This is a genomic window from Eubacterium xylanophilum ATCC 35991, assembly GCF_000518685.1.
GTDB classification, from domain to species: domain Bacteria; phylum Bacillota; class Clostridia; order Lachnospirales; family Lachnospiraceae; genus Eubacterium_F; species Eubacterium_F xylanophilum.
The window spans coordinates 42,607-65,416 of sequence record NZ_KI912471.1 but is presented as its reverse complement, the minus strand read 5'-3'; the positions used below and the strand labels follow the sequence as shown (position 1 = coordinate 65,416).

Here is a 22,810-nt window from a genome sequence, read left to right as displayed (position 1 = left end):
AATAACAACTAAACTCTATTTTATCACATTTTTATAAATTTATCTATAAAAAACCATACATTTTGTGCATTTATTTGTGATAAGGTTCGTTATTAATAATTCTATATCCTCTATAAATTTGTTCTAGCAGGATTACTCGCATCAATTGATGAGGAAAAGTCATCTTGGAAAAGCTGATTTTTTCATTGGCTCGCTTAAGAATACTCTCGCAAATTCCCAGAGAACCACCGATGACAAAGATAACTCTTTTGTGTCTTTCCATCTCAAACTTCGCGAGTTTATCTGCAAACTGGACAGAGTCATACATCTTGCCCTGAATATCAAGAGCCACTACGTAATCGCCTTCATCGATATGTCTAAGGAGACGCTGTCCCTCCATGTCTTGGACTATTTCTATGTCTCGATCTGAGGCATTCTCCTTGGTCTTTTCATCATTGACCTCGACAATCTCAAGCTTTGTATATCGTGAAAGGCGCTTGGTATACTCTTTAATGGCATCCACAAAAAACTTCTCTTTGATTTTTCCAACACATAAGATACATACTTTCATACTACTTTTCCTCTGCCTTAAACTGAAATGGTCTCTTGTAATCAGGAATCTCATATACATAGAGAACACCGTTTTTTACTCTCCTGACTTCCTGTCCCCAAAATCCCAATCTGAAAAGTTCATATATGAAATTAAAAATCAAAAAACCATGACTTACTATCAAGACATTGTCCTGTTTCCAGTCGATGTGCTTGAAAAAGCGTCTTACTCTCCTTCTGGTTTCCACAATATTTTCCGGCTGACTTTTGGATTTAAAAAACCAAGCAAGTCTACCGCAAAAATGCCATATCGGAAATGGAAGCTTTATCTTCTCGCTCTGAATAAATGGTGCATTATCCACCTCACGAAGCAATGCGTCAACATAAATATTCCCCGTATATACTTCCTCAGCAGTTTTAATCGCTCTCTCCAAATCAGAACAATAGCATACATCCCACTTGATTCCACCCATATTGACTTTTTTCTTGAGTATCCTCGCATGTTCATACTTTTCTGACCACTCTCTAAATTCCCTAGAAGTCATCATGACTTTGTGAGGACAATCCACTTTAAAGTGTCTTACTAAACCAATCTTCATCTTATCAACCACCATTTCTAAATTACTTACCACTATGCATTATACCAATAATCCTAGTATATTTGCAACTGTTTATTGTAATATGCTAAAACTTGAGCAAATTTAGGGAAAAAAAGAAAAATTAATTAAACAAAAATCAATTCTGACACATTTTTGACACATTTAACTGTTAGCATAATAGTCGGAAAGTATAAACTTTCTACTCCCACCCTATTATACGCTTAGGCACCTTATGGTGCTGCGAAAAACACCTCTTTGAGGTGTTTTTTGTTTGTAGTTACAGTAGTTAAAAATTAAAGGGGCTGTCGCACTAACAATTAAAAAATTGTTAGTGCTCAACTCCTTTTTACGTCTAAATTAGAGAGATTTTATTATTATTCTTTGTTAATTGAGAAGGCGTGATGGGCGTGCCTATATGAAAAAAGTGGGATGTGGGAGCTTTGTCACGACTATTTGGAGCCAAATACGGCAAAAAAAGAAAGATTATGAAATCTAGCCGTACTTTTGGAGTTGTGCGTGAGCTTCGTCACGGCTGTTTGGAGTCAAGTACGGCAAAAAAAGAAAGATTATGAAATCTAGCCGTACTTTGGGAATTGTTCGGGAGCTTCGTCACGGCTAGTTGGGATGCAAGTACGGCAAAAAAAGGAAAGAATTGCGAATCTAGCCGTACAAGTTCACCAAAATGATGAACCAAGTATAGTTGCTAGGGGAAGTACGGCAAAAAAAGAAAGAATTTAGAATCTAGCCGTACAAGTTACCCAAAACGATGAACCAAGTATAGCTATTAGAGGGGAAGTACGGAAAAAATAGAAAAAATTGAGAATCTAGCCGTACAACATACCGTCCCAATGTAGCCCCCCCAAAGGATACAAGAGGATTTGGCATGCCCCGAGAGGGGAAAAGACTTGACTGTTAATTCGCATCAAATCTAAAAATATGCGCACTAATACAAGCCTTATCAAAAAGCAATTTTGAGGATTTTGAATTTTCAAAATTTATGCTGTTTTCAAAGGAAATAAATGAGTTCTAGTTTTATCATTTTGTATTTTGTTATGAAGCTTATTTATATTTCGAGCTATTGCTAGCAAAGTACTTTCTGCAAGAACATTGGCAGCACCTTTTGTCAGATATCTTCTAAATTGCGTTTCCTCCTTGATATCTCCAAATGAGCCTTCTGCCTGAATACTTCGATTCATACGATATCTCAGGTTTTTCGAAGCCTGAGATTTTTTTGGAGGAATGTCAGCACTAGATAAGTATAATGAAACAGGAAGAGGCCAACCAGAGAGAGACTTCAATGCGCATGCATTGCGTCTCGAGTCGGTTGGACTCTTCCTGTTTTTAGACTGTCTTAGTGCGACATCCCTTTAATTGTTCTGCTAATCTTACTCCCGCTGATACTTTCTTGGAACTCGATTGGTTATTGAACATATAAATTCATAATTAAATGAATGACTCATGTCTGCTATCTCTTCAACGCTAATAAATGCATCCTTATCTCTTCCTATCAGAGTAACTTCATCTCCAACTTTAACATCTCCTATATCCGTCACATCTACCATAAACTGATCCATGCAAACTCTTCCAGCAATAGGAGCATATTGGCCATTGATTATAACCCGTCCCTTGTTGGACAAATCTCTCTTGTAACCATCTGCATATCCCACGGGAATCGTTGCAATCACTCGATCAGACGGAGCTACATAAGTTCCACCATATCCTATAGTCGTTCCCGTCGGAACATTTTTCACATGTGAGATCACGCTCTTCCACTGTAAAGCCGGCTCAAACTCAATGACATCTTTTCTCACTAGCTCGGATGGATATAAGCCATAAGTGGTGATACCCGAGCGTACCATGTCAAGATATGACTTTTCAAATTGAATTATCGAGGCACTATTGGCAGCATGCTTGACAGGAATCTTGATTCCTCTGGATTCCAAACCACTTATAAAATCACAAAACTTTGCAAATGGTTCCTCTGCCATCTCGCTTGTCTCCTCATCAGCTCTGGCAAAGTGGGTAAAGATGCCCTCTATCTCAATTCCGGGTATCTTAGCTATCTCGCAGACCTCATCGATGCTTTCTTCAGATGGAATAAAGCCAATTCGACCCATTCCGGTGTCAACTTTAATGTGGATTTTGGCAGTCTTGCCAAGACTAACCGCACATTTTCCTAGTTTTCTTGCCATATCCACTGAGTAAACGGCTTGGGAAATATCATAATTGACTATATCTTCATTCCAAACCGGATCCGTATATCCAAGTATGAGAATCATCTTATCGATTCCCGCTTTTCTCAGTTCTATAGCTTCCTCAATCATAGCAACGCCATATGAATCCACTACATCATCTACATATTGGGCAACAGGAACAGCACCATGTCCGTAGGCATCAGCCTTGACAATTGCCATTAACATCTTGTCCCCGATTTTATCTTTTTCTTTTTGCAGATTACCACGTATTGCTCTCAAATCAATCTGCGCATATGTTCTACTTAATTTCTTTGCTTCCTCATTTTCCAACATAAGTATCACTCCCGATAATTACAATATTTTTTTTAGGCTCTCGATTATATCACTGGCCATAAGGGAATATTCGTTGTATTCTCTTGTAAAATAGTCCGCCGCCAGGCCGTGCACATAAACTCCCAGCTTAGCTGCATCAAAACTATTCATACCGGCTGCAGCAAGTGCGGCTATAATTCCTGTTAATACATCTCCACTTCCTCCGGTGCCCATGCCTGAATTTCCTGATATGTTGACATATAATTCATCCCCATTGGATACCATGGTTCTTGAATCCTTGGCGACAAAAATACATCCTATTTCTCTGGCATTTTCTATCGTATAACTAGGCAGATTCCTCTTGATTGTCGGTACATCGATACCGATTAATCTTGAAAATTCTCCGGGATGTGGAGTCACAATTATATCTGCATCTGAACTCTTTAAACATTCTATTCCAACTTGAAAAGCATCAGCATCAATCACGACTGGAATTCCATTGATATTCTCTAGAATATCCTCAACTAAACTCTTGGATTTGTCCGATATACCAAGTCCCGGTCCAACAACACATGCGTCGGCAAATTGTCTAATATCATCTATAATAAGACTTGTATCGCTGTCTATAGGCTGAAAGATTGCTTCCGGTACCGTCGACAATATAATATCTCTATTAATGGCAGATGAGTAGACTTTTACCAATCCCGCTCCCATGCGATAAGCCGCTTTAGCAGCAAGAATCGCTGCTCCACACATCTTATCTGAGCCTGCGACAACAGCCACATGACCGAAAGTTCCCTTATTGCCATCACAGGGACGTACAGGCAAAAGCGACGGCAACAACGTCTCATCATAACAATATGTATTTGATGAAACTGCCTCATAACAAACTTCCGGATAGCCAATATCAGCAATTGTAACCTGGCCGGCATATTCTCTTCCCTTTCCAATGACAAGGCCAAGCTTGTTGGCTCCAAATGTCACTGTATAGTTAGCCTTTACAGCTGTTCCAAGTATCTCACCTGTTGTTGCATCAATCCCCGATGGGACATCGATTGCATATACTCTTTTTCCGGAATTATTAATTCTATCAATAATATCGGAATATTTTCCTTCGATTGGTCTCGACAAACCAACGCCGAAGATCCCGTCTACTATATAATCAAAGCGACTTCCTTCTATCTCTTGATCTTGTACTGCTTGGACTTTACAAGCGGCGGCAAGCTTCATCTGATGCTTGGCATCTTCACTCATCTTGTCCATGTTTCCAACAAACAAAAGGGCTACATCGTAGCCATTTTCCTTTAGAAGACGCGCCACAGCAATTCCATCTCCACCATTATTGCCCGTCCCACAGATGATTAATCCCGAATCTCCGGGAGAGCATGTATTCATAATGACTTTCACAAGAGTCATTGCAGCTTTTTCCATCAAAACAAGACCAGGGACACCAACTACATTTATCGCATATTGGTCAAGTCTCCTGGCCTGTTCTTTGTCAAGTAACTTAATCATTAGTACATACAACAAATGCTGTTGTAATGCTCTCTGTATTACTTATACTAACATTTACTTGTGTGATTCCAAGTGCTTCAGCTCTATCCTTAGCTTCTCCACTGAGCTCGATATATGGCGCGCCGTTTGAAGATCTAAGTACTTCGATTTGAATTGCTTCAACGCCCTCAGAAAATCCTGTTCCAAGCGCCTTTGCAGTTGCCTCTTTTGCAGCAAAGTCTGATGCAGCTCTCGTAAGTGTGCTGTCAAACTGCTTCTGCTCCTTAGATGTGAAAATTCCTTCAACAAAGTGACGATGACGACATGATCTTCTTACTCTATCTGTCTCTACTACGTCAACACCAATACCTATTACCATAAATTTATCCTCCTTAAAATGATCTGAGTGTAACTCTAATCTATTTATTAAGACAAGCCATCAAGTCTTGTCAAATAAATCCATAACCTCGTGACCTACCAATGTATGCATCTCAGAATACATCACGTCAAGCCACTCCTCCAAATCTGTCTTGCGCAGCACCTTTGCCTTGAGCTCCTCACGTCTTACTTCTATCTCTGCCGTGAGATTCTCTAATTCTTCAGACTTAATCTGGAGATTATCATAGCAATACTTAAGTCCCACAACCAAGAGCTTTTCATTGGTTTCTCGAATCTTATATGGCAAATCCATGAGAAGATCCGATTCCTTTTGAATTCTCTCGGTAGTTTCAAGAAGAAGTTTCTGTTGTTTGTTCTTCTTCTTGTCAGAATTGCTCTCATTCATACCTGCAACTATAGCACCCATAAGCTTTTTCTTTCCCGCCTTGAGTGATTTTATCGAATTCACAAGTCGCCCCTGTTCTTTGAGAAGTTCGTTTAACTCATCTTCAATATCCGATACTTCTCTGGGCTTATCATCTTGAAATAACTTGTGCCATCTCTCGTCGAGAACCAGTATAGGGAGTTGCTTCCCATTAATTCTCTCAAGTATCATCTTATACTCTTTGCTATTTGTTTTTCCACCAATTGCTTTGCTTTTTCTCATATCAATCCTAAAATCTAATTCTGCTCCGAAAGTCTATATGAAAGTCTCATCAAACTCTCGGCTAGGTGAACATTTTCAACTACAACATTGTTCGGAAGCTTTAAATCCGTAGGAGCAAAGTTCCAGAAAGCTCCAATCCCCAAATCTGCAAGTTTCTTTGCCATAAGGGATGCATTCTCCCTGGGAAGCGTTAAAGCAGCTATATCTATATGCTCTTTTTGCAAAAAATCTTCTATCTCAGATATGCTTCTAACTCTGAGATTGTTGATATCATTTCCGATGATGCGCTGGTCTACGTCAAATATTCCCGCAATATGAAAACCTCTTTTATTGAAGCCGCCATAATTAGCTAAAGCTTGGCCAAGGTTACCTGCTCCCACAATAATAACATTATGCATTATGTCGAGACCAAGGATCTTTCCTATCTCATCTCTGAGATATCTAACATTATATCCATACCCCTGCTGTCCAAATCCGCCAAAATTGTTAAAATCCTGTCTTATCTGAGAAGCAGTGACATTCATCCTCTTACTAAGCTCCTGAGAAGATATTCGCTCAGTTCCACCATCTAGTATCTCACTTAAATATCTATAATATCTGGGCAATCTTCTGACAACTGCCATGGAAATCTTCTTATTTTCCATGTAACTCCTCCGTATCACTGTAATCTTTATATATTATACTACATTTTTCTTCATAAAAAAAGGTGTGAAACAAAGATTTTTTATGTTACAATAGAAAATGTGTTATTGATAATTTAAGAAAGTAGGTAAAGCAATGTTACTATCTTGTTCAAATATATGCAAGCAATTCGGAGAAAATATTCTGTTCCAAAACCTCTCCTTCACTCTTGACGACAGCGAACGGGTGGCCCTTGTAGGCGCCAACGGAACCGGTAAGACAACGTTAATCAAGATTATCACCGGAGAGTATCTGGCAGATTCCGGGGAAGCTGTATTGCAAAAAACTGCAACCCTCGGCTATCTCCCGCAGGAGCCAAACATAGAATCTGACAAGACAATCTACGATGAACTCATATGCGTTCGAAAAGATATTCTTGATATGGAAAATGTTCTGCGAGATTTAGAGGAACAGATGAATACCACAGAGGGCTCTGATCTCGAAAAGCTCATCGAGCGATATCACAATGTCCAAGAGGAGTTTGAAAAACTGGACGGATATGCATATCGAAGTCATGTTCAGGGCGTCATAAATGGTCTTGGGTTTGATAAGGAATCAAATACCACACCGATCTCCGCCCTATCAGGAGGGCAAAAAACTCGAGTTGCCCTGGGAAAACTCTTGCTTCTCCAACCGGATCTTCTAATCTTAGACGAGCCAACTAACCACCTGGATTTGGATTCTATCCAGTGGCTCGAAAACTATTTACTTGGATACAAGGGGGGAATTCTCCTTGTTAGTCATGATCGATTCTTCTTAGACAAAGTCGTTAGCAAGATTGTTGAGATAGACTCTAAAAAATGTAGAACATATACGGGAAATTATACCGATTATGCCAAAAAACACCAAGAGATTCTCCATAGCATGATAAAGAGCTATGAAAACTATCAAAGAGAAGTTGAGCATCAGAAAAAAGTTATAGAAAAACTCAGACAGTTTAACCGCGAAAAATCCATAAAGCGGGCGGAAAGTCGCGAGAAAATGTTAGATAAAATGGAAGTTGTAGAGCGAATTGATGATTCTGTAAATACTATTAACTTCAAACTCACTCCCGCTAAGATTAGTGGAAATGACGTACTGCACGTAGAAGATTTTTCTAAGTCATTTGACGATGTCAGACTATTTTCACAAGTCAACTTTGATATCAGACGCGGAGAAAAAGTTGCTATAATCGGCAAAAATGGTACAGGTAAGACTACGCTTCTAAAGATTTTATCACAACAAATACTCCCCGATGAGGGATATGCCAAGTTTGGCGCCAACGTAGAGATTGGATACTACGACCAGGAACACAATACTCTGAGTGACCACAAGAGCATTTTTGATGAGATACATGATGCATTTCCGGATTTGGATAATTCGAAAATCAGAAATGTTTTAGCTTCATTTTTGTTTACAGGGGACGATGTTTTCAAGACGATTGACCAACTCTCAGGCGGAGAAAAGGGACGCGTGTCACTTGCCAAGCTAATGTTGTCAAGTGCTAACTTTCTTCTTCTCGACGAGCCTACTAACCACTTGGACATCGACTCCAAGGAAATCCTTGAAAATGTTCTCAAAGAGTACGAGGGAACTCTACTCTTCGTCTCTCATGACAGATATTTTGTTGACAAGGTAGCTACGCGAATCCTTGACTTGACTGAAAATCGCATATTAAATTACGATGGAAACTATTCTTATTATCTCGCCAAAAAAGATGTGGTTGAAAACCGCTATCTAGGCGATACAAGGGGAAATGAGACAAAAAAGGTTTCTGCCGCAAAACTGGATTGGGCCGAGCAAAAAGAGAGAGATTCCAAACTCAGAAAACTTGAAAATAGCTATAAAAAGGTGGAAAAAGAGATCGAAAAACTCGAAGCTGAAATCGAAAAAATAGACGAGGAACTTGCTCTTCCGGAAAATGCATATAATTCCGCAAAGCTCAACGAGCTCAGCGAGAAACGAAGCAGCTTAGAAAACTCGCTGGAAACAGCCATGGAAGAATGGGAAGAAAGTGCCGAAAAAATAGAAATATTCAAAGCAGAATATGGGTTATAAGTTTTCTGTCGAAAAAAGGAGATGTCGCACTAAGACAGTCTAAAAACAGGAAGAGTCCAACCGACTCGAGACGCAATGCATGCGCATTGAAGTCTCTCTCTGGTTGGTCTCTTCCTGTTTTATTGGAAACGCATATTGCTGGTCTTACAAGCTTTGCTTGTAAGACAATTATTATACTTATCTAGTGCTGACATTCCTCCCAAAGACATTAGCAGGATATGCAATTTAGAAGATATCTGACAAAAGGTGCTGCCAGCATAAATTTTGAAAATACAAAATCCTCAAAATTGCTTTTTGATAAGGCTTTTATTAGTGTGCTTATTTTTAGATTTGATGTGAATCTCTCTCCCCCTCTCGGGGCATGCCAAATCCTTCTTTTTCAAATAGGCATGCCCCTCATGCCTTATCAATCGAGTCTTTTCCCCTCTCGGGGCATGCCAAATCCTTCTTTTTCAAATAGGCATGCCCCTCAAGCCTTATCAATCAAGTCTCTCCCCATCTCGGGGCATGCCAAATCCTTCTTTTTCAAATAGGCATGCCCCTCACGCCTTATCAATCAAGTTTTTTCCCCTCTCGGGGCATGCCAAATCCTTTTTTTTCAAATAGGCATGCCCCTCAAGCCTTATCAATCAAGTCTCTCCCCATCTCGGGGCATGCCAAATCTTCTTTTTTCAAATAGGCATGCCCCTCAAGCCTTCTCAATTAACAAAGAATATTAACAAAATTTCCCTAATTTAGTAGACATAAAAAAGGAGCTGCACACTAACGATTTTTAATCGTTAATGCGACAGCCCCTTTTGGAATCGCATATTGCTGGTCTTACTCACGTCGTTCGTAAGACAATTATCGGAATCGCATATTGCTGGTCTTACTCACGTCGTTCGTAAGACAATTCATTAATTAAAATTACATATCATCAATAATTGCTCCGCTGACATCTTCCACTGGTGCAAAGTTGAACAATGGAATATCTGTCTCATCAGATGCAATAGGAGTCTCCTCAACTGCCATATTCTCTACAGCCTTAACCACAATATTCTTAAATGTAGGTGACATCTTCTCTCCTACTTCAGTAACCTCCATATGATTAAGAGGAGTCTTGCTGATTCCACATGCCATATTAGTAATGCATGACAATCCGCAAACTTTCATTCCCATATGTCTTCCGGCGATAGCTTCAACTGCAGTACTCATACCAACAGCGTCACCACCGAGAACCTGACACATCTTAACTTCCGCTGCAGTCTCATACATTGGTCCCTTCATCTGAACATATACGCCCTCACGAAGTGGCACATTGCAAGCTCTGGCTGCATTACGAATGCAATCACAAAGATGTGTATCATAAATATTATCTAGACTAGGGAATCTCTTGCCCCATTCATCGTTATTCTCGCCTCTAAGTGGAGATGGCATGAAACTTCCGATGTGATCGGCAATCATCATAAAATCTCCCGGACGATACATAGTATTAACACCACCGGCTGAATTAGTGAGGAACAATATCTCTGCACCTAACTTCTTCATAACTCGAATTGGAAGAACTACATCATCAATATCATATCCCTCATAGTAATGAACTCTTCCCTGCATAATAACAACTGGAACCTTATTGATGTTTCCGAAAACAAATCTTCCGGTATGTCCGTCTACAGTTGAAACTGGGAATCCATCGATGTCTCCGTAATTGACAGTATCAACTACGTCAATTGTCTCTGCCAATGAACCAAGACCACTTCCCAAAACAAGAGCTACTTTCGGCTTAAAACTTACCTTATCTGCTATCTGATTATAACAACTTTCAACCTTTTCAAAAACTGAACTCAATATCTTCACATCCTTTTACTTATTCTCAAATTATGCATTAAATATGCATGCCTATACATTATTATTTTACAATCTTTTTCGACAATTGTCTACTATATATTTCAAATTTTCTGATTTTTTTTCCAACTCACAGAAATTCTGCAAATATCACATTGCATATATCAAGTCCCCGGTCATTTAATGATATCCTATCTCCTGTCACAGAAAAATATTCCGCGGAATATTTTTCAAAAACACCTGAATATACCTTCTCCGGATAATTCCCAAATCTCCTGAGAAAATCACTTCTGGATATACCATCACACTTTCGAAGACCAAGGAACATATACTCTGACATCATATCTTTCTTTGACAAATGCTCCTCTAGACGGGTAATTGAACTAAAATCTAATGCCTCAAGGTACTCCTGCATATTATCTGTCACCTTCAATCTATCTCGACCTATCAGAGAACTGGCACCGAGGCCAAGCCCCAGATAATCATCTAGATTCCAGTACTTTAGATTGTGCCTTGACCTGAAACCGGGTTTAGAGTAGTTGGATATTTCATATCTTTCATATCCATAATCCCCGAGAAATTGCTTGGTAAAGGCATAAATCTCTCGGTCAGTGTCCTCGTCAACAGGCGGTTCATCCTTATATAGATTATAAAACTCAGTTCCCTCTTCTATGATAAGGCTATATGCTGAGATATGTTCCGGACCAAGATTACAAGCCTTTTTGAGTGTCTTTTCAAAGGTGGACATAGTTTGCCCCGGGATTCCCGACATCAAATCAATATTTATATTCTCAAATCCAGCTTTTCTTGCATCATTAAAGCAAGCTCCCCCCCGATTGGCATCGTGAATTCTCCCCAAGCTGACAAGTTCTGAGTCAATAAAGGACTGTATTCCCATACTAATTCTATTAAAGCCGGCTTGCCTTAGAGCTTTCAATCCATCTCTATTTACAGTTCCCGGATTGCACTCAAGAGTTATCTCCGCATCATCGCTCACGTTATAGCCTGAGAATATATTATCCATGATCTCAATGAGCATCACGACAGGTAATCTCGTAGGTGTCCCACCGCCAAAAAATACTGTATCAACTGTCCTATTCCCATACTTGTGACTCTCATTTTTAATCTGACAGTTCAAGGAATCAACGTATCTACGCATCTGTTCGTCAGTTGTAGAAAACGATAAAAAGTCACAATAAGCGCACTTTTTTACGCAAAATGGTATATGGACATATAATCCGAGTTTATTATTATTCATATTCTATTCTTCATCAAGCTTCAAAACACTCATAAATGCCTTCTGCGGAATCTCTACGTTTCCAACTTGACGCATTCTCTTCTTACCTTCTTTTTGCTTTTCAAGAAGCTTCTTCTTTCTTGAAATATCGCCACCATAACATTTTGCCAAAACATCTTTTCTCACGGCTTTGACAGTTTCACGCGCTATAATCTTGTTGCCGATTGCCGCCTGAATAGGAATCTCGAACAAATGTCTTGGTATCTCAGCTTTGAGCTTCTCGCACATCTTTCTTCCTCGCTCATAAGCAGTACTCTCATGAACAATAAAGGACAGGGCATCCACTTCTTCCTTGTTAATCAACATATTGAGCTTAACGAGAGTAGATGGCTCATATCCCTTGAGTTCGTAGTCAAAGGAAGCATATCCTCTGGAGCGAGATTTTAATGAATCAAAGAAGTCATATATTATTTCATTGAGAGGAAGAATATACTTGAGCATTGCTCTGGTCTCCTCCATGTATTCCATGCCGAGATAGATTCCTCGTCTCTCTTGGCAGAGTGTCATTATAGCTCCCACAAACTCCGTTGTAACCATAATCTCAGCCTCAACTACAGGTTCTTCCATATGTTCAATTTCAGATGGATCCGGAAGGTTCGACGGATTTGTAACTTCAACCATCTCGCCATTGGTCTTATATACGTGATAGACAACGCCCGGTGCAGTTGTCACCAAGTCTAGGTTATACTCACGTTCCAATCGCTCTTGAATAACTTCCAAGTGAAGAAGTCCCAAGAAGCCACATCTAAATCCAAAGCCGAGAGCAATACTTGTCTCCGCCTCAAATTGCAAAGCCGCATCGTTGAGCTGCAACTTTTCCAAGGCATCTCTCAAATCCTGGTACTTGGCACCATCTGCCGGATAAAGTCCACAATAAACCATCGGCTGAACTTTCTTATATCCGGGGAGAGCTTCATCACATGGATTGTCGGCATTGGTAACTGTGTCACCTACTCTAGTTCCCTCTACATTTTTGAGGCTGGCTGTAATATATCCAACCATTCCGGCACTTAGCTCATCACATGGGATAAATTGTCCCGCGCCAAATGTTCCTACCTCAACGACTTCTTCTTCCATTCCCGTCGCCATCATATGGATTCTGTCGCCCTTCTTGACAGTTCCATCGAAAATTCTACAAAAAATGATAACTCCCTTGTATGAATCATAGATAGAGTCAAAAATCAAGGCCTTGAGCGGATTTTCATCATCACCTGTAGGCGCTGGAATTTTCTTCACAATCTGCTCCAACACGTCCTCGATATTGGTTCCGAGCTTGGCACTAATCCTAGGAGCATCCTCAGCTTCGATTCCAATTACATCCTCAATCTCCTTAATTACTCTCTCCGGATCTGCACTAGGTAAATCAATCTTATTGATAACTGGCATGATTTCCAAATCATGATCTATGGCAAGATAACAATTGGCTAAAGTCTGAGCCTCGATACCCTGAGCTGCATCTACGATTAGAATTGCCCCCTCACAGGCCGCAAGGCTTCTGGACACCTCATAGTTAAAATCCACATGTCCCGGCGTGTCGATAAGGTTAAAGATATATTCTTCTCCATCCTGTGCCTTATATACAATACGCACAGTCTGAGCTTTGATAGTTATACCACGCTCACGCTCCAAATCCATGTTGTCAAGGACCTGAGCTTGCATCTCTCTCTCGGTCAAAAGTCCGGTCTTCTCGATAATTCTATCTGCCAACGTAGACTTTCCGTGATCAATATGAGCAATGATACAAAAATTTCTAATTTTACTTTTATCTATATTTGACATATTTTTGTTGATTCCTTCCATTAAAATATTAAATGGTGGCGCGAAATGCACCTAGGTAACATTGTATCATAAAAATTTCAAATTGTTAATATTTTTATGTAGATTACTTTTGTAAATATTTAACAATTGAAAAATTATGGAGAATAAGTTACAATATCTCTTGTAGTATAGAAATTGGAGGTCATCATGAAAAAATCAAGATTAGCACTTATGATTTGCACTTTTGGTGCAGTTTGTTCCATTGCACTTGCAACACAGTCTGCAGATGCAAAAGTTAGAATTAACAAGAAAGCAGTTAAGCTTTCAGTAGGTCGTTCCGTCAAGCTCAAATTGCGTGGAACCAAGAAGAAAGCCAAGTGGAGTTCGTCCAAAAAATCAGTTGCGAAAGTCTACTCTTCTGGTAAGGTTGTAGCCAAGAAAGCAGGAACGGCAAAGATTTATGCCAAGGTAGGAAGCAAAAAGTACACTTGCAAGATTACTGTTACAAGTTCAGGCAAGAGAGGCAGTATCAAAAATCCTATATCAGCTTATAACAAGAATACCATCACATATTACAATGGTCCAACCAAGATTGGTAAGTTCCAGATTCAGCTATTAGATTTCAAATCGGGATCTAAGGCCAATAAATTGGTTGCCAAACAGGCAAGCAATCCAAAGCCTACAATGAACCAAGAGTATTTGTACTTTAAATTCAAAATCAAGTACATCTCCGGCTCTCAGGTAACACCGGCTAAGGAGTTGTTCGACTATTATCACAATATCTTCAACTCAAGCGGAACTACTTCAGTAACTAATATTGACTGGGGATTTTTCTTCGACACAACCGAAGATTTGAGCAATGTCAAGCTTGCGCCTAACAATACAATTGAGTGTTCCAAGGCAATTCTTGTCAACAAGGGCTATACACCGGTTATATATAGAATTCCAACAGGACCAACTTCATATACTTGGTTTACTACAAGCAAATAAATGAATATTAAAGGGGCTGTCGCACTAAGACAGTCTAAAAACAGGAAGAGTCCAACCGACTCGAGACGCAATGCATGCGCATTGAAGTCTCTCTCTGGTTGGCCTCTTCCTGTTTTATTATACTTATCTAGTGCTGACATTCCTCCCAAAGAAATTGTCTTACAAGCAAAGCTTGTAAGACATTAGCAGGATATGCAATTTAGAAGATATCTGACAAAAGGTGCTGCCAATGTTCTTGCAGAAAGTAAATTCAAAATCCTCAAAATTGCTTTTTGATAAGGCTTGTATTAGTGTGCTTATTTTTAGATTTGATGCAATCATCTCGGGGCATGCCAAATTCTTCTTTTTCAAATAGGCATGCCCCTCATGCCTTCTCAATCGAGTCTTTTTCCCTCTCGGGGCATGCCAAATCCTTCTTTTTCGAATAGGCATGCCCCCTCACGCCTTCTCAATCAAGTCTCTCCCCATCTCGGGGCATGCCAAATCTTCTTTTTTCAAATAGGCATGCCCCTTACGCCTTCTCAATCAAGTCTCTCCCCATCTCGGGGCATGCCAAATCTTCTTTTTTCAAATAGGCATGCCCCTCACGCCTTCTCAATTAACAAAGAATTTTAATAAAATCTCCTAATTTAGATCATAGCGCTGGTCTTACTCACGTCGTTCGTAAGACAATTCACAATCAAACTTTCTTTGAAAGAATATATAATCTGTCATATATGGAGCCCGCATACCCATCGCCTTTGGTTGCAAACTTGATATTGATTTTATCTTTTCCCTTAGTAAATTTCTCAGGAATCTCATAATACTCATCATAAAACTCACCGGGAATTCTATTCTCAATTTTGGCTTCAACAAAAGGTTTGCCGTCAATCAAGATATCAAATACTCTTCCATGATCATTGCTTATATACTTAACCAACAAGAAATTAGGTCCATCTCCATCGACCTTCATATCATATGAAAACCAACCCTCTTTTCCCCAAGCATGGCGAAACATAAGTCCATTAAATGTATATGCGCCGGTATCCTTGCCCTGGATGTTATGGGTGAGCTCATACTGATCATTTCCGATTGGAATAGAATCAATCTGCAAACTCTCGAACAAAGCACGTTTGGCAAGTCTCTCTCTATGAGCTTTAAGAGTATCAGAATCTTCTGTGCACAATTGCCAATATATTCCATACCTCTCCGTATGCTGTCTATAATGCGGACTAAATACCAATGGCTTATCTGTTCCCTTTAAGATAAACGTCATGTCATCTTTTTTTTCAAAATATTCATTGGCATTTGATACAAATTCGGCAACTATCGCCTCTTCACTTCTCGTATCATCGGAACATTTATCTATAATCAAGAAGTCATCTATATCAAAGTTTTTGGTGGCAATAGTTACATCGACTCCCGTCTTACTTGGATTCATATCCTCCTTACCAAGGGCTGCACTTAATACAACCGGTCCGTATTTGAATGCCACAGCCCCCTTATTATCAGGAAGCGTATGGCCAATCACTCTCATATTAGGGCGATATATTAACTCTTCACCCGGATTTAAATCAACTATATAATAGCCATTCTGAGGCTTGATATCAAGGAGATTATCTTCTATCATAATCTCATCTTCAAAGGCCCAATCAGGTTTTCTAAGTCGAAGTTTTGCGGGATAATCCGCTGTAATTCTTGCTTCTCCTCCTTCTATTATGCTGCTGTTTATACTTATTTTTCCATCTTCTGTCTCAAGGTCAGATGAAAAATAACAATTAATATATATACTTTCATCATCATGCAAATAGAAAGTATCTCCCAGCTTTGTAAAGTTCTCCATACCCGTTCCGGTGCAGCACCAGAATGAATCAAAAGGAGTGGAATATACCTTAAAATATCCTGTCGCCATTGGCTGAAAATACATTGTCATGCCTGTCTCAGGATTCTGAGATGACAAAATAGCATTGATAAATGTATTTTCATAGAAATCCATATACTTCTTATCCAGTGTAATTGCAAATAGATTTCTCGAGAGCTTGAGCATATTATAGGTATTACAAGTCTCACAATTGCAATTTGTTCTCTCTCTGTCCAACACAAATGGTTCACCAAAGTGCTCCCACTCGCTGTTTCCACCAGTGATATAGGTGTGATGTTCAACAACCATATCCCAAAAGGCCATTGCCGTCTCAAGGTAAAACTTCTCTGATTCCTTTTGCCCCATTGCAATATAACGCTCTAATGCTCCGACAATCTTAGGAATAGTTGTATTGGCATGCTTACCATTGAGAATATCTTCACCATTATGTATAGGCTCAAGCAATGTTTCCTCATCAAAGGCATGGGCAGCAGCTAGGTGGTTTCCCTTGCCTGTCAACTCATATACTTGATACATGGCTAGATTCATTCCACCATACTCAACTGCAAGGACTGTAGCTCTTGTATCTTCATCCCATTTACTTGTTCTTGAGTAAACCCAATCTCCAAGCTTGTCAAGAATCTCATAGGCGTCCTTGTTGTCAGCCAAAGTGGCACAACCATATAATCCATTTAAAATCTTATCCATTGTATACCAAGGAACCCAGCATGGTTTCTTTTGTTCTACATTGTCGAATAAGGTCTCATCAAATGCAGACAAATATCCACTCTCAAGCTGAGCTTCCTTAAGCCCCAAAACCATGGAGTCGATTTTGGTCTTAATTATTTTATCTTTTGATTTTTTGTACGCTTGGGCGATTGCCATTAGATAGTGTCCTATGCTATGTCCACGGATCTCCGAACTCTCCCAACCTGGATATTTAAGCGCCTTAGGCTTTAATCCCGCAGTCTCATAAAAGCCTGCAAGAAGCCTGTCTGTGTCAAAATCTCTCAGGTAATCTAACTCCTTTTCAAATGCATTTTCCAAATATGCGTCCCTTACAATAACCCTGTCTAAATCATATTCCCTTAACATAAATATCTCCTTTTTTTACCTTCCATATCCTAACAAAGATTAACAGAAAGATTTATTGTATTATTATTCAATTGTATGTTTCCCTTAGCCCCATTGATTATGGTAAACTGCGGGGATTTATGTCCGATATCGGCATCGAGAATTATCGGAGCATTTTTCTCTTCCAAAATAGTCAGCACTGATTCTGCATAAGTATGATCCGTATAGGCTTCACACATGCACGGTCTACCAAAGATAAATCCTTTGCAGTGCTCAAACCACCCTGCCTCATCAAGTTGCCACAGTCCTCTGGCAACAGAATCTGTATCTAACGAAAAGCTCTCAAGATAGAATATAAATCCATCTTGTTTGTATGAATCCACATACTCTCTGGTTCGGTCATACCTGGTTCCGCATATGTTCAAGAGCACGTCCATACATCCGCCAATCAGACGACCTGACATTTCTACAGATTGACTGTAATCTTTCTCTGTCTTACAGATAGTCTTTCCGTCAGTTAACAGTATTGGCTTTGACTTCTTATCGGTTATATATCCATCTGTCACCTTCTCTTTGTCATAAAAACCATCTTCATACATATCGAAGGTCTTCTGGATTATATTTTCACCTGTAATAATTGACCAATTATTCTTGACGGCATCATGCCAAGGCTCCATAGCATAGTCATTAAAGTGATTTCCATAAATCGTTGCTATGTGATAATTGGTGGCAATTATATATGTTAAAAATGTATTGTCAGAAAATCCCTGAAACCACGTTGGATTCGCCTCAATAGCAGACCAATCAAGGAGCGGCATGACTTCCATCAAAAAGTCTCCGCCCTTTGCGGAATGAATAAACTTCACTTCCGGGTCGATAAATCCTTGCATGAGTTGCCTAGCTCTGTCTTCTTTGGAGCTACTTCTTCCGCGGCCGTCATTCTGCTTGACATTTTCAGTAAACTCAACTCTAAATCCCTTGTTTTCGAGGGTTTCCTTGGCTCTATCAACTCGCAACAAATCCATTTCTTTGTAATTCCCACCCGATGGGGCTGTTACGAGTATCTTATCATTATTCTTCAAAAAATCAGGATAAATCATCTTACTTATATACCTTATTTATCTTCTTGCTATTAGCTGTCCAATCAACTAATACTTTCTTTTTCTTGCCATTAAATGAATAACTGACAACTCTCTGCTTAGGAATCTTCCCAGCCTTATACTCCATGGCAAGAATCTTCTTTTTCTTTATTTTGATGGAAAGAGCTTTTCCCAAAACTTTTCCATTTTTTCCGAGTTTGCCATAGACATATATATTAGTATTGCTAGGCTCATTCTTGGCACCAAGTGCAAATACATGTCCGGATTGATAAATAATATCATCAACATTATTTACGATATTAGTCTTGGCACGAGTTTTCACATTGTAACAAAATGCATTTAATCCAGTTCCCGTCTCGTAATCCTTGTTATATATGCCATAATAAATTATTCCATTGCCATATCCACATATAGCAGCTTTGGCTTCTTTGAAAATCTTATCTCTCTTGCCTGTTTTTATATTATATCTATAAAAAGCATTCTTGGCACCTCTGACCTGTGAATAATAAATATACTCCTTATTAGTAACAAATACACCTGTTGTATTCTTGGCGATCTTCTTGACAATCACTTTTTTCTTCTTTTTATATGTTACATTTAGATTATATAATACTATTCTAAGTTTCTGTTTTCCAACATTTCTCTGTCCGAGAATAGATGCATAGTATCTTTTTTTTCCAACCTTTTGGGACATTGTGCTCTTGTACTTCGCCGCATCAGCAGTATTTTCCATTATGAGCGGACAAGCAAGCATCAACATAAATACTATAATTGCAGTTGAAAATATCTTTTTCATTATGATAACCCTCCATTCATCAATTATTCGGATATTTTATTAATACAATTATTTACTCTATTATATACATATTCCGGATCAACACCTATGTTAAATTTTCCGTCTTCATACAAGATGCGACCATTTACCATTGTGAGTTTTACATTGTCCTTACTACCGCTGTAGACAATGCTCTTTGCAGGATTGATTCCAGGAGTCATATTAGGCTTATGTACATCTAGCATTACCAAATCTGCAAGCTTTCCAGGTGCCAATACATCAGCATCATCAAGTCCCATTGCCTTTGCACCTCCCACAGTGGCCATCTTCAATACATCGAATGCATCCAAAACATCAGCTTTTTCTGTGATTGCCTTCTGAAGTCCTGTCACGAGGAACATTTCTCTAAAAATATCCAATGCATTGTTTCCCGCTGGTCCATCAGTTCCAATTGCAACATTAATTCCATAGGATCTAATCTTTTCTATTGGGGCAATTCCACTTGCAAGCTTGAGATTGGCAGCAGGATTCGTCACAACATTGAAATCCTTCTTTCCGAGAACCTCCATCTCTTCTTCTGTGAGATGTACACAATGAAAACCGCCTCCGCCATAATCAAACATTCCAAGATCGTTGAGAAATATTCCGGGAGTTTTGCCATATCTCTCTACGCACTCGTCAACTTCCTTTTTAGTCTCAGAAAGATGAGTAAAGATTGGCGCTTTGTACTTGTGCGCAAGGTTAACAATGCCCTGAAGTGTTTCTTTTTTTGTTGTATACTCAGCGTGAAAACCAAGTTTAAAACTAAGTAACTCGTCATATTCATTGTATTTCAAATAGTCTTCTTCGAGCTGCTCTAGAGTTCCTCCAAAGTCATTTATGCTATCAACCATAACTGTTCTGAACATAGAATCTCTTGACGCTTTTGCAGAAACTTCATTGAAAATATACATATCAAAGTTGGCAGTTATACCACTAGATAAGTACTCCATATTACCAAGAATATTACACCAATATAGCTCCTCAGGATAGTTTTTTATCTTTGCTTCCAAAGGAAATACCTTGTCAAACAACCATTCATTTAAAGGGAGATCATCTGCATAGGATCGCAAAAATGTCATTCCCGAATGTGAATGAGCATTTTTAAATCCTGGAAGAATCAGATTTCCATTGGCATCAATCTGTCTATCCCACTTAACTCTTTCATTGTCACTATTTAATCCATAATTACCATAATCTAAGTAACTCGAATTCTCTCCGTACTCTATGATATTCTGGATTTTGTTGTTTTCAATAATTATCTCACCGAAGATGATCTTGTCATCTTTCATGGTAAGAATATTGGCGTTAAATATTCTTATTCTCATAAGCTACTATGCCTCCGTCTTCTTTGAACTCTGTAAATCCTTTACAATCTGCGTGATTCTCTCACGCTGAAGTTTCATACTTGCTTCATTTACAATTACTCTTGCCGATAATGGGCATATCTCCTCTAACACTTCAAGACCATTTTCTTTGAGTGTGGAGCCTGTCTCAACAATATCTACAATCACTTCTGACAATCCAACGATAGGAGCAAGCTCTACTGAACCATTGAGCTTGATAATCTCCACTGTTTGATGCTTCTGATTGTAAAAATAATTCTTTGCTATATTGGGATACTTTGAAGCAACGCGTATAATCTCATTTTTCTCAAGACACTCTCTGGCAGAAGCAGGGCCGGCAACACACATGCGGCATTTACCAAGTTCAAGGTCGAGAACCTCTAAAACTTTTCTTCCCTCTTCTAAGATAGTATCACTTCCGACAACTCCAATATCAGCCGCACCATATTCCACATATGTAGGCACATCTGAAGTCTTTGACAAGAAGAATTTGAGTTTTAATTCTTCATTGACAAATATGAGTTTTCTAGTATCCTTATCCTTCATTTCCTCGCATGTTATACCTGATTGCTCAAGCAAAGCGAGAGTTTGTTTGGCAAGTCTTCCCTTAGCCAATGCAATAGTAATATATTTCATCTTACACCGTTTCCTTTATTATATATTGATAATCTCGTCATCATTAACAAGAACAACTTCTGCCAAATTTCTCTTTTCTGCATATTTCTTATAATCTTCATTATCAAAATCAGCAGCTTTTCGCATAAGAACAACTTTCTTTCCCTGATTCCTATATTCATTGCTGATGCTTATCGCCTTCTGACGATTATTGGAACGGAACAAGATAAGTATGCCATCTTTTTCTATGGCTTTATTCTTGTTCTGATTGTCAATCGCCTTCATGAGCTGATCGAGAAGCAATGCAAGCCCAACCGCATTAGCTTTCTTGCCAAACTGCTCGATTAGATTGTCATAACGTCCACCGCTAACGATGGCTTCACCGGCTCCATAGGTATATGCCTTGAAAACAATTCCGGTATAATAATCATAATTACTGAGTGTGCTCAAGTCGAATGTGACATTTCCTTCAACACCATAAATAGTCAGAATTTGATAAACTGTCTTCAATCTCTCAAGTGCATCTATTGCCTCTTTGTCATTAACTCTTTCAAGTGCATAATCTATAGTCTCAATTCCGCCAAACAAGTCAGGAAGTTTAATCAAGAGTTCTTTCAACGAAGCCGATATGTCTTTATCAGAGACAAATCTTTCAACCGCAAAAATATTCTTATTGGAAAGCATATCCTTGTATTCTTTTACTTCAGCGACATCGAATCCGGCCTCATTCATTATTCCCTTGATAAAACCGGCATGTCCAACATCTACTGTAAATTCATCTAATCCGGCATTTTTCAATATCTCAACAGTAAGTGCAATCATCTCAGCGTCTGCATCAGAGCTTCCGTCATTTATCAACTCTGCTCCCAGTTGATAAACCTCTGCCAATTTACCATGATATCCATGAATCTGCTTAAATGTGCTTCCACCATAAGAGAGTCTAATTGGCATTTCCTCTTTGCTATAGTACTTGGCAACACATCTGGCAATCGAAGGAGTGATATCAGGGCGCAAAACCAAGGTATTGTTATATCTATCAAAGAACTTAAACATGTCCTTAGAGCCCACAGTTCCTCTCTCTCGATTGAAAATATCAAAAAATTCAAATGTTGGGGTCTGAATATCTTCAAAACCATAATTGTTCATAAGAACTCTAGCGTTGTGCTCAACGATATTTCTGTTCTCACAATCAATGCCATAAGTATCTCTCACACCTTCCGGTGTAAACAATAAATTTTCTTCGTAATTCATCTCTTCCTCC

General features: G+C 39.1%; 20 protein-coding genes. 3 read left to right on the top strand and 17 right to left on the bottom strand.

What is annotated here, in order from left to right:
- Positions 1–70: 70 nt before the first annotated feature.
- The 3 genes from rlmH to L877_RS0108710 form a co-directional block, all read right to left on the bottom strand.
- The gene (rlmH, locus tag L877_RS0108720; protein WP_026835739.1) at positions 71–550 is read right to left on the bottom strand and encodes a 23S rRNA (pseudouridine(1915)-N(3))-methyltransferase RlmH; all 480 of its coding nucleotides are present in this window, start codon (positions 548–550) and stop codon (positions 71–73) included.
- A 1-nt stretch (position 551) separates the two neighbouring features.
- The gene (locus L877_RS0108715) at positions 552–1,127 is read right to left on the bottom strand and encodes a histidine phosphatase family protein (protein WP_026835738.1); all 576 of its coding nucleotides are present in this window, start codon (positions 1,125–1,127) and stop codon (positions 552–554) included.
- A 995-nt stretch (positions 1,128–2,122) separates the two neighbouring features.
- Entirely contained in the window at positions 2,123–2,425 is a 303-nt protein-coding gene (locus L877_RS0108710) for a transposase (RefSeq protein WP_341349148.1), read from the bottom strand.
- Between L877_RS0108710 and L877_RS14495 the strand changes: the two genes are divergently transcribed.
- A complete protein-coding gene (locus L877_RS14495; RefSeq protein WP_278244195.1) occupies positions 2,367–2,498 on the top strand; it encodes a hypothetical protein in 132 nt (43 codons plus the stop codon). The genes L877_RS0108710 and L877_RS14495 overlap by 59 nt on opposite strands.
- Before the next feature lie 14 nt (positions 2,499–2,512).
- Here L877_RS14495 and alr read toward each other — a convergent pair whose 3' ends face one another.
- Genes alr through L877_RS0108685 form a run of 5 tightly spaced genes read right to left on the bottom strand, consistent with a single transcriptional unit; the run spans position 2,513 to position 6,817 of the window.
- Entirely contained in the window at positions 2,513–3,655 is a 1,143-nt protein-coding gene (gene alr / locus L877_RS0108705; RefSeq protein ID WP_026835736.1) for an alanine racemase, read from the bottom strand.
- Positions 3,656–3,673: 18 nt separating this feature from the next.
- On the bottom strand, positions 3,674–5,149 hold the full coding sequence (locus tag L877_RS0108700) for an NAD(P)H-hydrate dehydratase (RefSeq protein ID WP_026835735.1): 1,476 nt from the start codon (positions 5,147–5,149) through the stop codon (positions 3,674–3,676).
- The gene (gene acpS, locus L877_RS0108695) at positions 5,142–5,507 is read right to left on the bottom strand and encodes a holo-ACP synthase (protein ID WP_026835734.1); all 366 of its coding nucleotides are present in this window, start codon (positions 5,505–5,507) and stop codon (positions 5,142–5,144) included. The genes L877_RS0108700 and acpS overlap by 8 nt, the downstream gene beginning before the upstream one ends.
- 60 nt (positions 5,508–5,567) lie before the next feature.
- Complete coding sequence (locus tag L877_RS0108690; protein WP_026835733.1) at positions 5,568–6,173, bottom strand: hypothetical protein; 606 nt, start codon at positions 6,171–6,173, stop codon at positions 5,568–5,570.
- 14 nt (positions 6,174–6,187) lie between these two features.
- The gene (locus L877_RS0108685; RefSeq protein WP_026835732.1) at positions 6,188–6,817 is read right to left on the bottom strand and encodes a redox-sensing transcriptional repressor Rex; all 630 of its coding nucleotides are present in this window, start codon (positions 6,815–6,817) and stop codon (positions 6,188–6,190) included.
- Positions 6,818–6,950: 133 nt separating this feature from the next.
- Between L877_RS0108685 and L877_RS0108680 the strand changes: the two genes are divergently transcribed.
- Positions 6,951–8,891 carry an ABC-F family ATP-binding cassette domain-containing protein gene (locus L877_RS0108680; protein WP_026835731.1) on the top strand — a complete coding sequence of 647 codons (1,941 nt, stop codon included), beginning with the start codon at positions 6,951–6,953 and terminating at the stop codon, positions 8,889–8,891.
- A 906-nt stretch (positions 8,892–9,797) separates the two neighbouring features.
- Here the strand turns inward: L877_RS0108680 and L877_RS12785 are convergent.
- The 3 genes from L877_RS12785 to lepA all read right to left on the bottom strand — a co-directional run bounded on the left by L877_RS12785 (position 9,798) and on the right by lepA (position 13,791).
- Positions 9,798–10,727: a purine-nucleoside phosphorylase gene (locus L877_RS12785; RefSeq protein WP_341349147.1), complete on the bottom strand. Its 930-nt coding sequence runs from the start codon at positions 10,725–10,727 to the stop codon at positions 9,798–9,800.
- 118 nt (positions 10,728–10,845) lie between these two features.
- Positions 10,846–11,973 (bottom strand): radical SAM family heme chaperone HemW, encoded by a 1,128-nt coding sequence (gene hemW, locus L877_RS0108665; RefSeq protein ID WP_026835730.1) that lies wholly within the window; start codon positions 11,971–11,973, stop codon positions 10,846–10,848.
- Positions 11,974–11,976: 3 nt separating this feature from the next.
- Positions 11,977–13,791, bottom strand: coding sequence for a translation elongation factor 4 (gene lepA, locus L877_RS0108660; protein WP_026835729.1), 1,815 nt, complete (start codon positions 13,789–13,791; stop codon positions 11,977–11,979).
- A 186-nt stretch (positions 13,792–13,977) separates the two neighbouring features.
- Between lepA and L877_RS13605 the strand changes: the two genes are divergently transcribed.
- Positions 13,978–14,760, top strand: coding sequence for an Ig-like domain-containing protein (locus tag L877_RS13605; RefSeq protein ID WP_026835728.1), 783 nt, complete (start codon positions 13,978–13,980; stop codon positions 14,758–14,760).
- Between the two features lie 679 nt (positions 14,761–15,439).
- Here the strand turns inward: L877_RS13605 and L877_RS12775 are convergent.
- From L877_RS12775 to hisZ, 6 genes are read right to left on the bottom strand one after another with little or no spacing between them, the layout of a single operon-like run.
- Positions 15,440–17,695, bottom strand: a complete 2,256-nt coding sequence (locus tag L877_RS12775; protein WP_051437773.1) for a glycoside hydrolase family 127 protein — start codon at positions 17,693–17,695, stop codon at positions 15,440–15,442.
- 29 nt (positions 17,696–17,724) lie between these two features.
- On the bottom strand, positions 17,725–18,774 hold the full coding sequence (locus L877_RS0108645; protein WP_026835727.1) for a S66 family peptidase: 1,050 nt from the start codon (positions 18,772–18,774) through the stop codon (positions 17,725–17,727).
- A gap of 1 nt (position 18,775) precedes the next feature.
- Positions 18,776–19,570: a hypothetical protein gene (locus L877_RS0108640; protein WP_026835726.1), complete on the bottom strand. Its 795-nt coding sequence runs from the start codon at positions 19,568–19,570 to the stop codon at positions 18,776–18,778.
- Between the two features lie 23 nt (positions 19,571–19,593).
- Complete coding sequence (locus L877_RS0108635; RefSeq protein ID WP_026835725.1) at positions 19,594–20,916, bottom strand: amidohydrolase; 1,323 nt, start codon at positions 20,914–20,916, stop codon at positions 19,594–19,596.
- Between the two features lie 6 nt (positions 20,917–20,922).
- Positions 20,923–21,570: an ATP phosphoribosyltransferase gene (gene hisG / locus L877_RS0108630; protein ID WP_026835724.1), complete on the bottom strand. Its 648-nt coding sequence runs from the start codon at positions 21,568–21,570 to the stop codon at positions 20,923–20,925.
- An 18-nt stretch (positions 21,571–21,588) separates the two neighbouring features.
- Positions 21,589–22,800, bottom strand: a complete 1,212-nt coding sequence (hisZ, locus tag L877_RS0108625; RefSeq protein WP_026835723.1) for an ATP phosphoribosyltransferase regulatory subunit — start codon at positions 22,798–22,800, stop codon at positions 21,589–21,591.
- Positions 22,801–22,810 lie beyond the last annotated feature (10 nt).

What these genes read in the sequence shown, in the direction of transcription:
- rlmH (WP_026835739.1), bottom strand. Translation starts at nt 550, where the DNA reads ATGAAAGTATGTATCTTATGTGTTGGAAAAATCAAAGAGAAGTTTTTT.
- L877_RS0108715 (WP_026835738.1), bottom strand. Translation starts at nt 1,127, where the DNA reads ATGAAGATTGGTTTAGTAAGACACTTTAAAGTGGATTGTCCTCACAAA.
- L877_RS14495 (WP_278244195.1), top strand. Translation starts at nt 2,367, where the DNA reads ATGTCAGCACTAGATAAGTATAATGAAACAGGAAGAGGCCAACCAGAG.
- alr (WP_026835736.1), bottom strand. Translation starts at nt 3,655, where the DNA reads ATGTTGGAAAATGAGGAAGCAAAGAAATTAAGTAGAACATATGCGCAG.
- L877_RS0108700 (WP_026835735.1), bottom strand. Translation starts at nt 5,149, where the DNA reads ATGATTAAGTTACTTGACAAAGAACAGGCCAGGAGACTTGACCAATAT.
- acpS (WP_026835734.1), bottom strand. Translation starts at nt 5,507, where the DNA reads ATGGTAATAGGTATTGGTGTTGACGTAGTAGAGACAGATAGAGTAAGA.
- L877_RS0108690 (WP_026835733.1), bottom strand. Translation starts at nt 6,173, where the DNA reads ATGAGAAAAAGCAAAGCAATTGGTGGAAAAACAAATAGCAAAGAGTAT.
- L877_RS0108685 (WP_026835732.1), bottom strand. Translation starts at nt 6,817, where the DNA reads ATGGAAAATAAGAAGATTTCCATGGCAGTTGTCAGAAGATTGCCCAGA.
- L877_RS0108680 (WP_026835731.1), top strand. Translation starts at nt 6,951, where the DNA reads ATGTTACTATCTTGTTCAAATATATGCAAGCAATTCGGAGAAAATATT.
- hemW (WP_026835730.1), bottom strand. Translation starts at nt 11,973, where the DNA reads ATGAATAATAATAAACTCGGATTATATGTCCATATACCATTTTGCGTA.
- lepA (WP_026835729.1), bottom strand. Translation starts at nt 13,791, where the DNA reads ATGTCAAATATAGATAAAAGTAAAATTAGAAATTTTTGTATCATTGCT.
- L877_RS13605 (WP_026835728.1), top strand. Translation starts at nt 13,978, where the DNA reads ATGAAAAAATCAAGATTAGCACTTATGATTTGCACTTTTGGTGCAGTT.
- L877_RS12775 (WP_051437773.1), bottom strand. Translation starts at nt 17,695, where the DNA reads ATGTTAAGGGAATATGATTTAGACAGGGTTATTGTAAGGGACGCATAT.
- L877_RS0108645 (WP_026835727.1), bottom strand. Translation starts at nt 18,774, where the DNA reads ATGATTTATCCTGATTTTTTGAAGAATAATGATAAGATACTCGTAACA.
- L877_RS0108640 (WP_026835726.1), bottom strand. Translation starts at nt 19,570, where the DNA reads ATGAAAAAGATATTTTCAACTGCAATTATAGTATTTATGTTGATGCTT.
- L877_RS0108635 (WP_026835725.1), bottom strand. Translation starts at nt 20,916, where the DNA reads ATGAGAATAAGAATATTTAACGCCAATATTCTTACCATGAAAGATGAC.
- hisG (WP_026835724.1), bottom strand. Translation starts at nt 21,570, where the DNA reads ATGAAATATATTACTATTGCATTGGCTAAGGGAAGACTTGCCAAACAA.
- hisZ (WP_026835723.1), bottom strand. Translation starts at nt 22,800, where the DNA reads ATGAATTACGAAGAAAATTTATTGTTTACACCGGAAGGTGTGAGAGAT.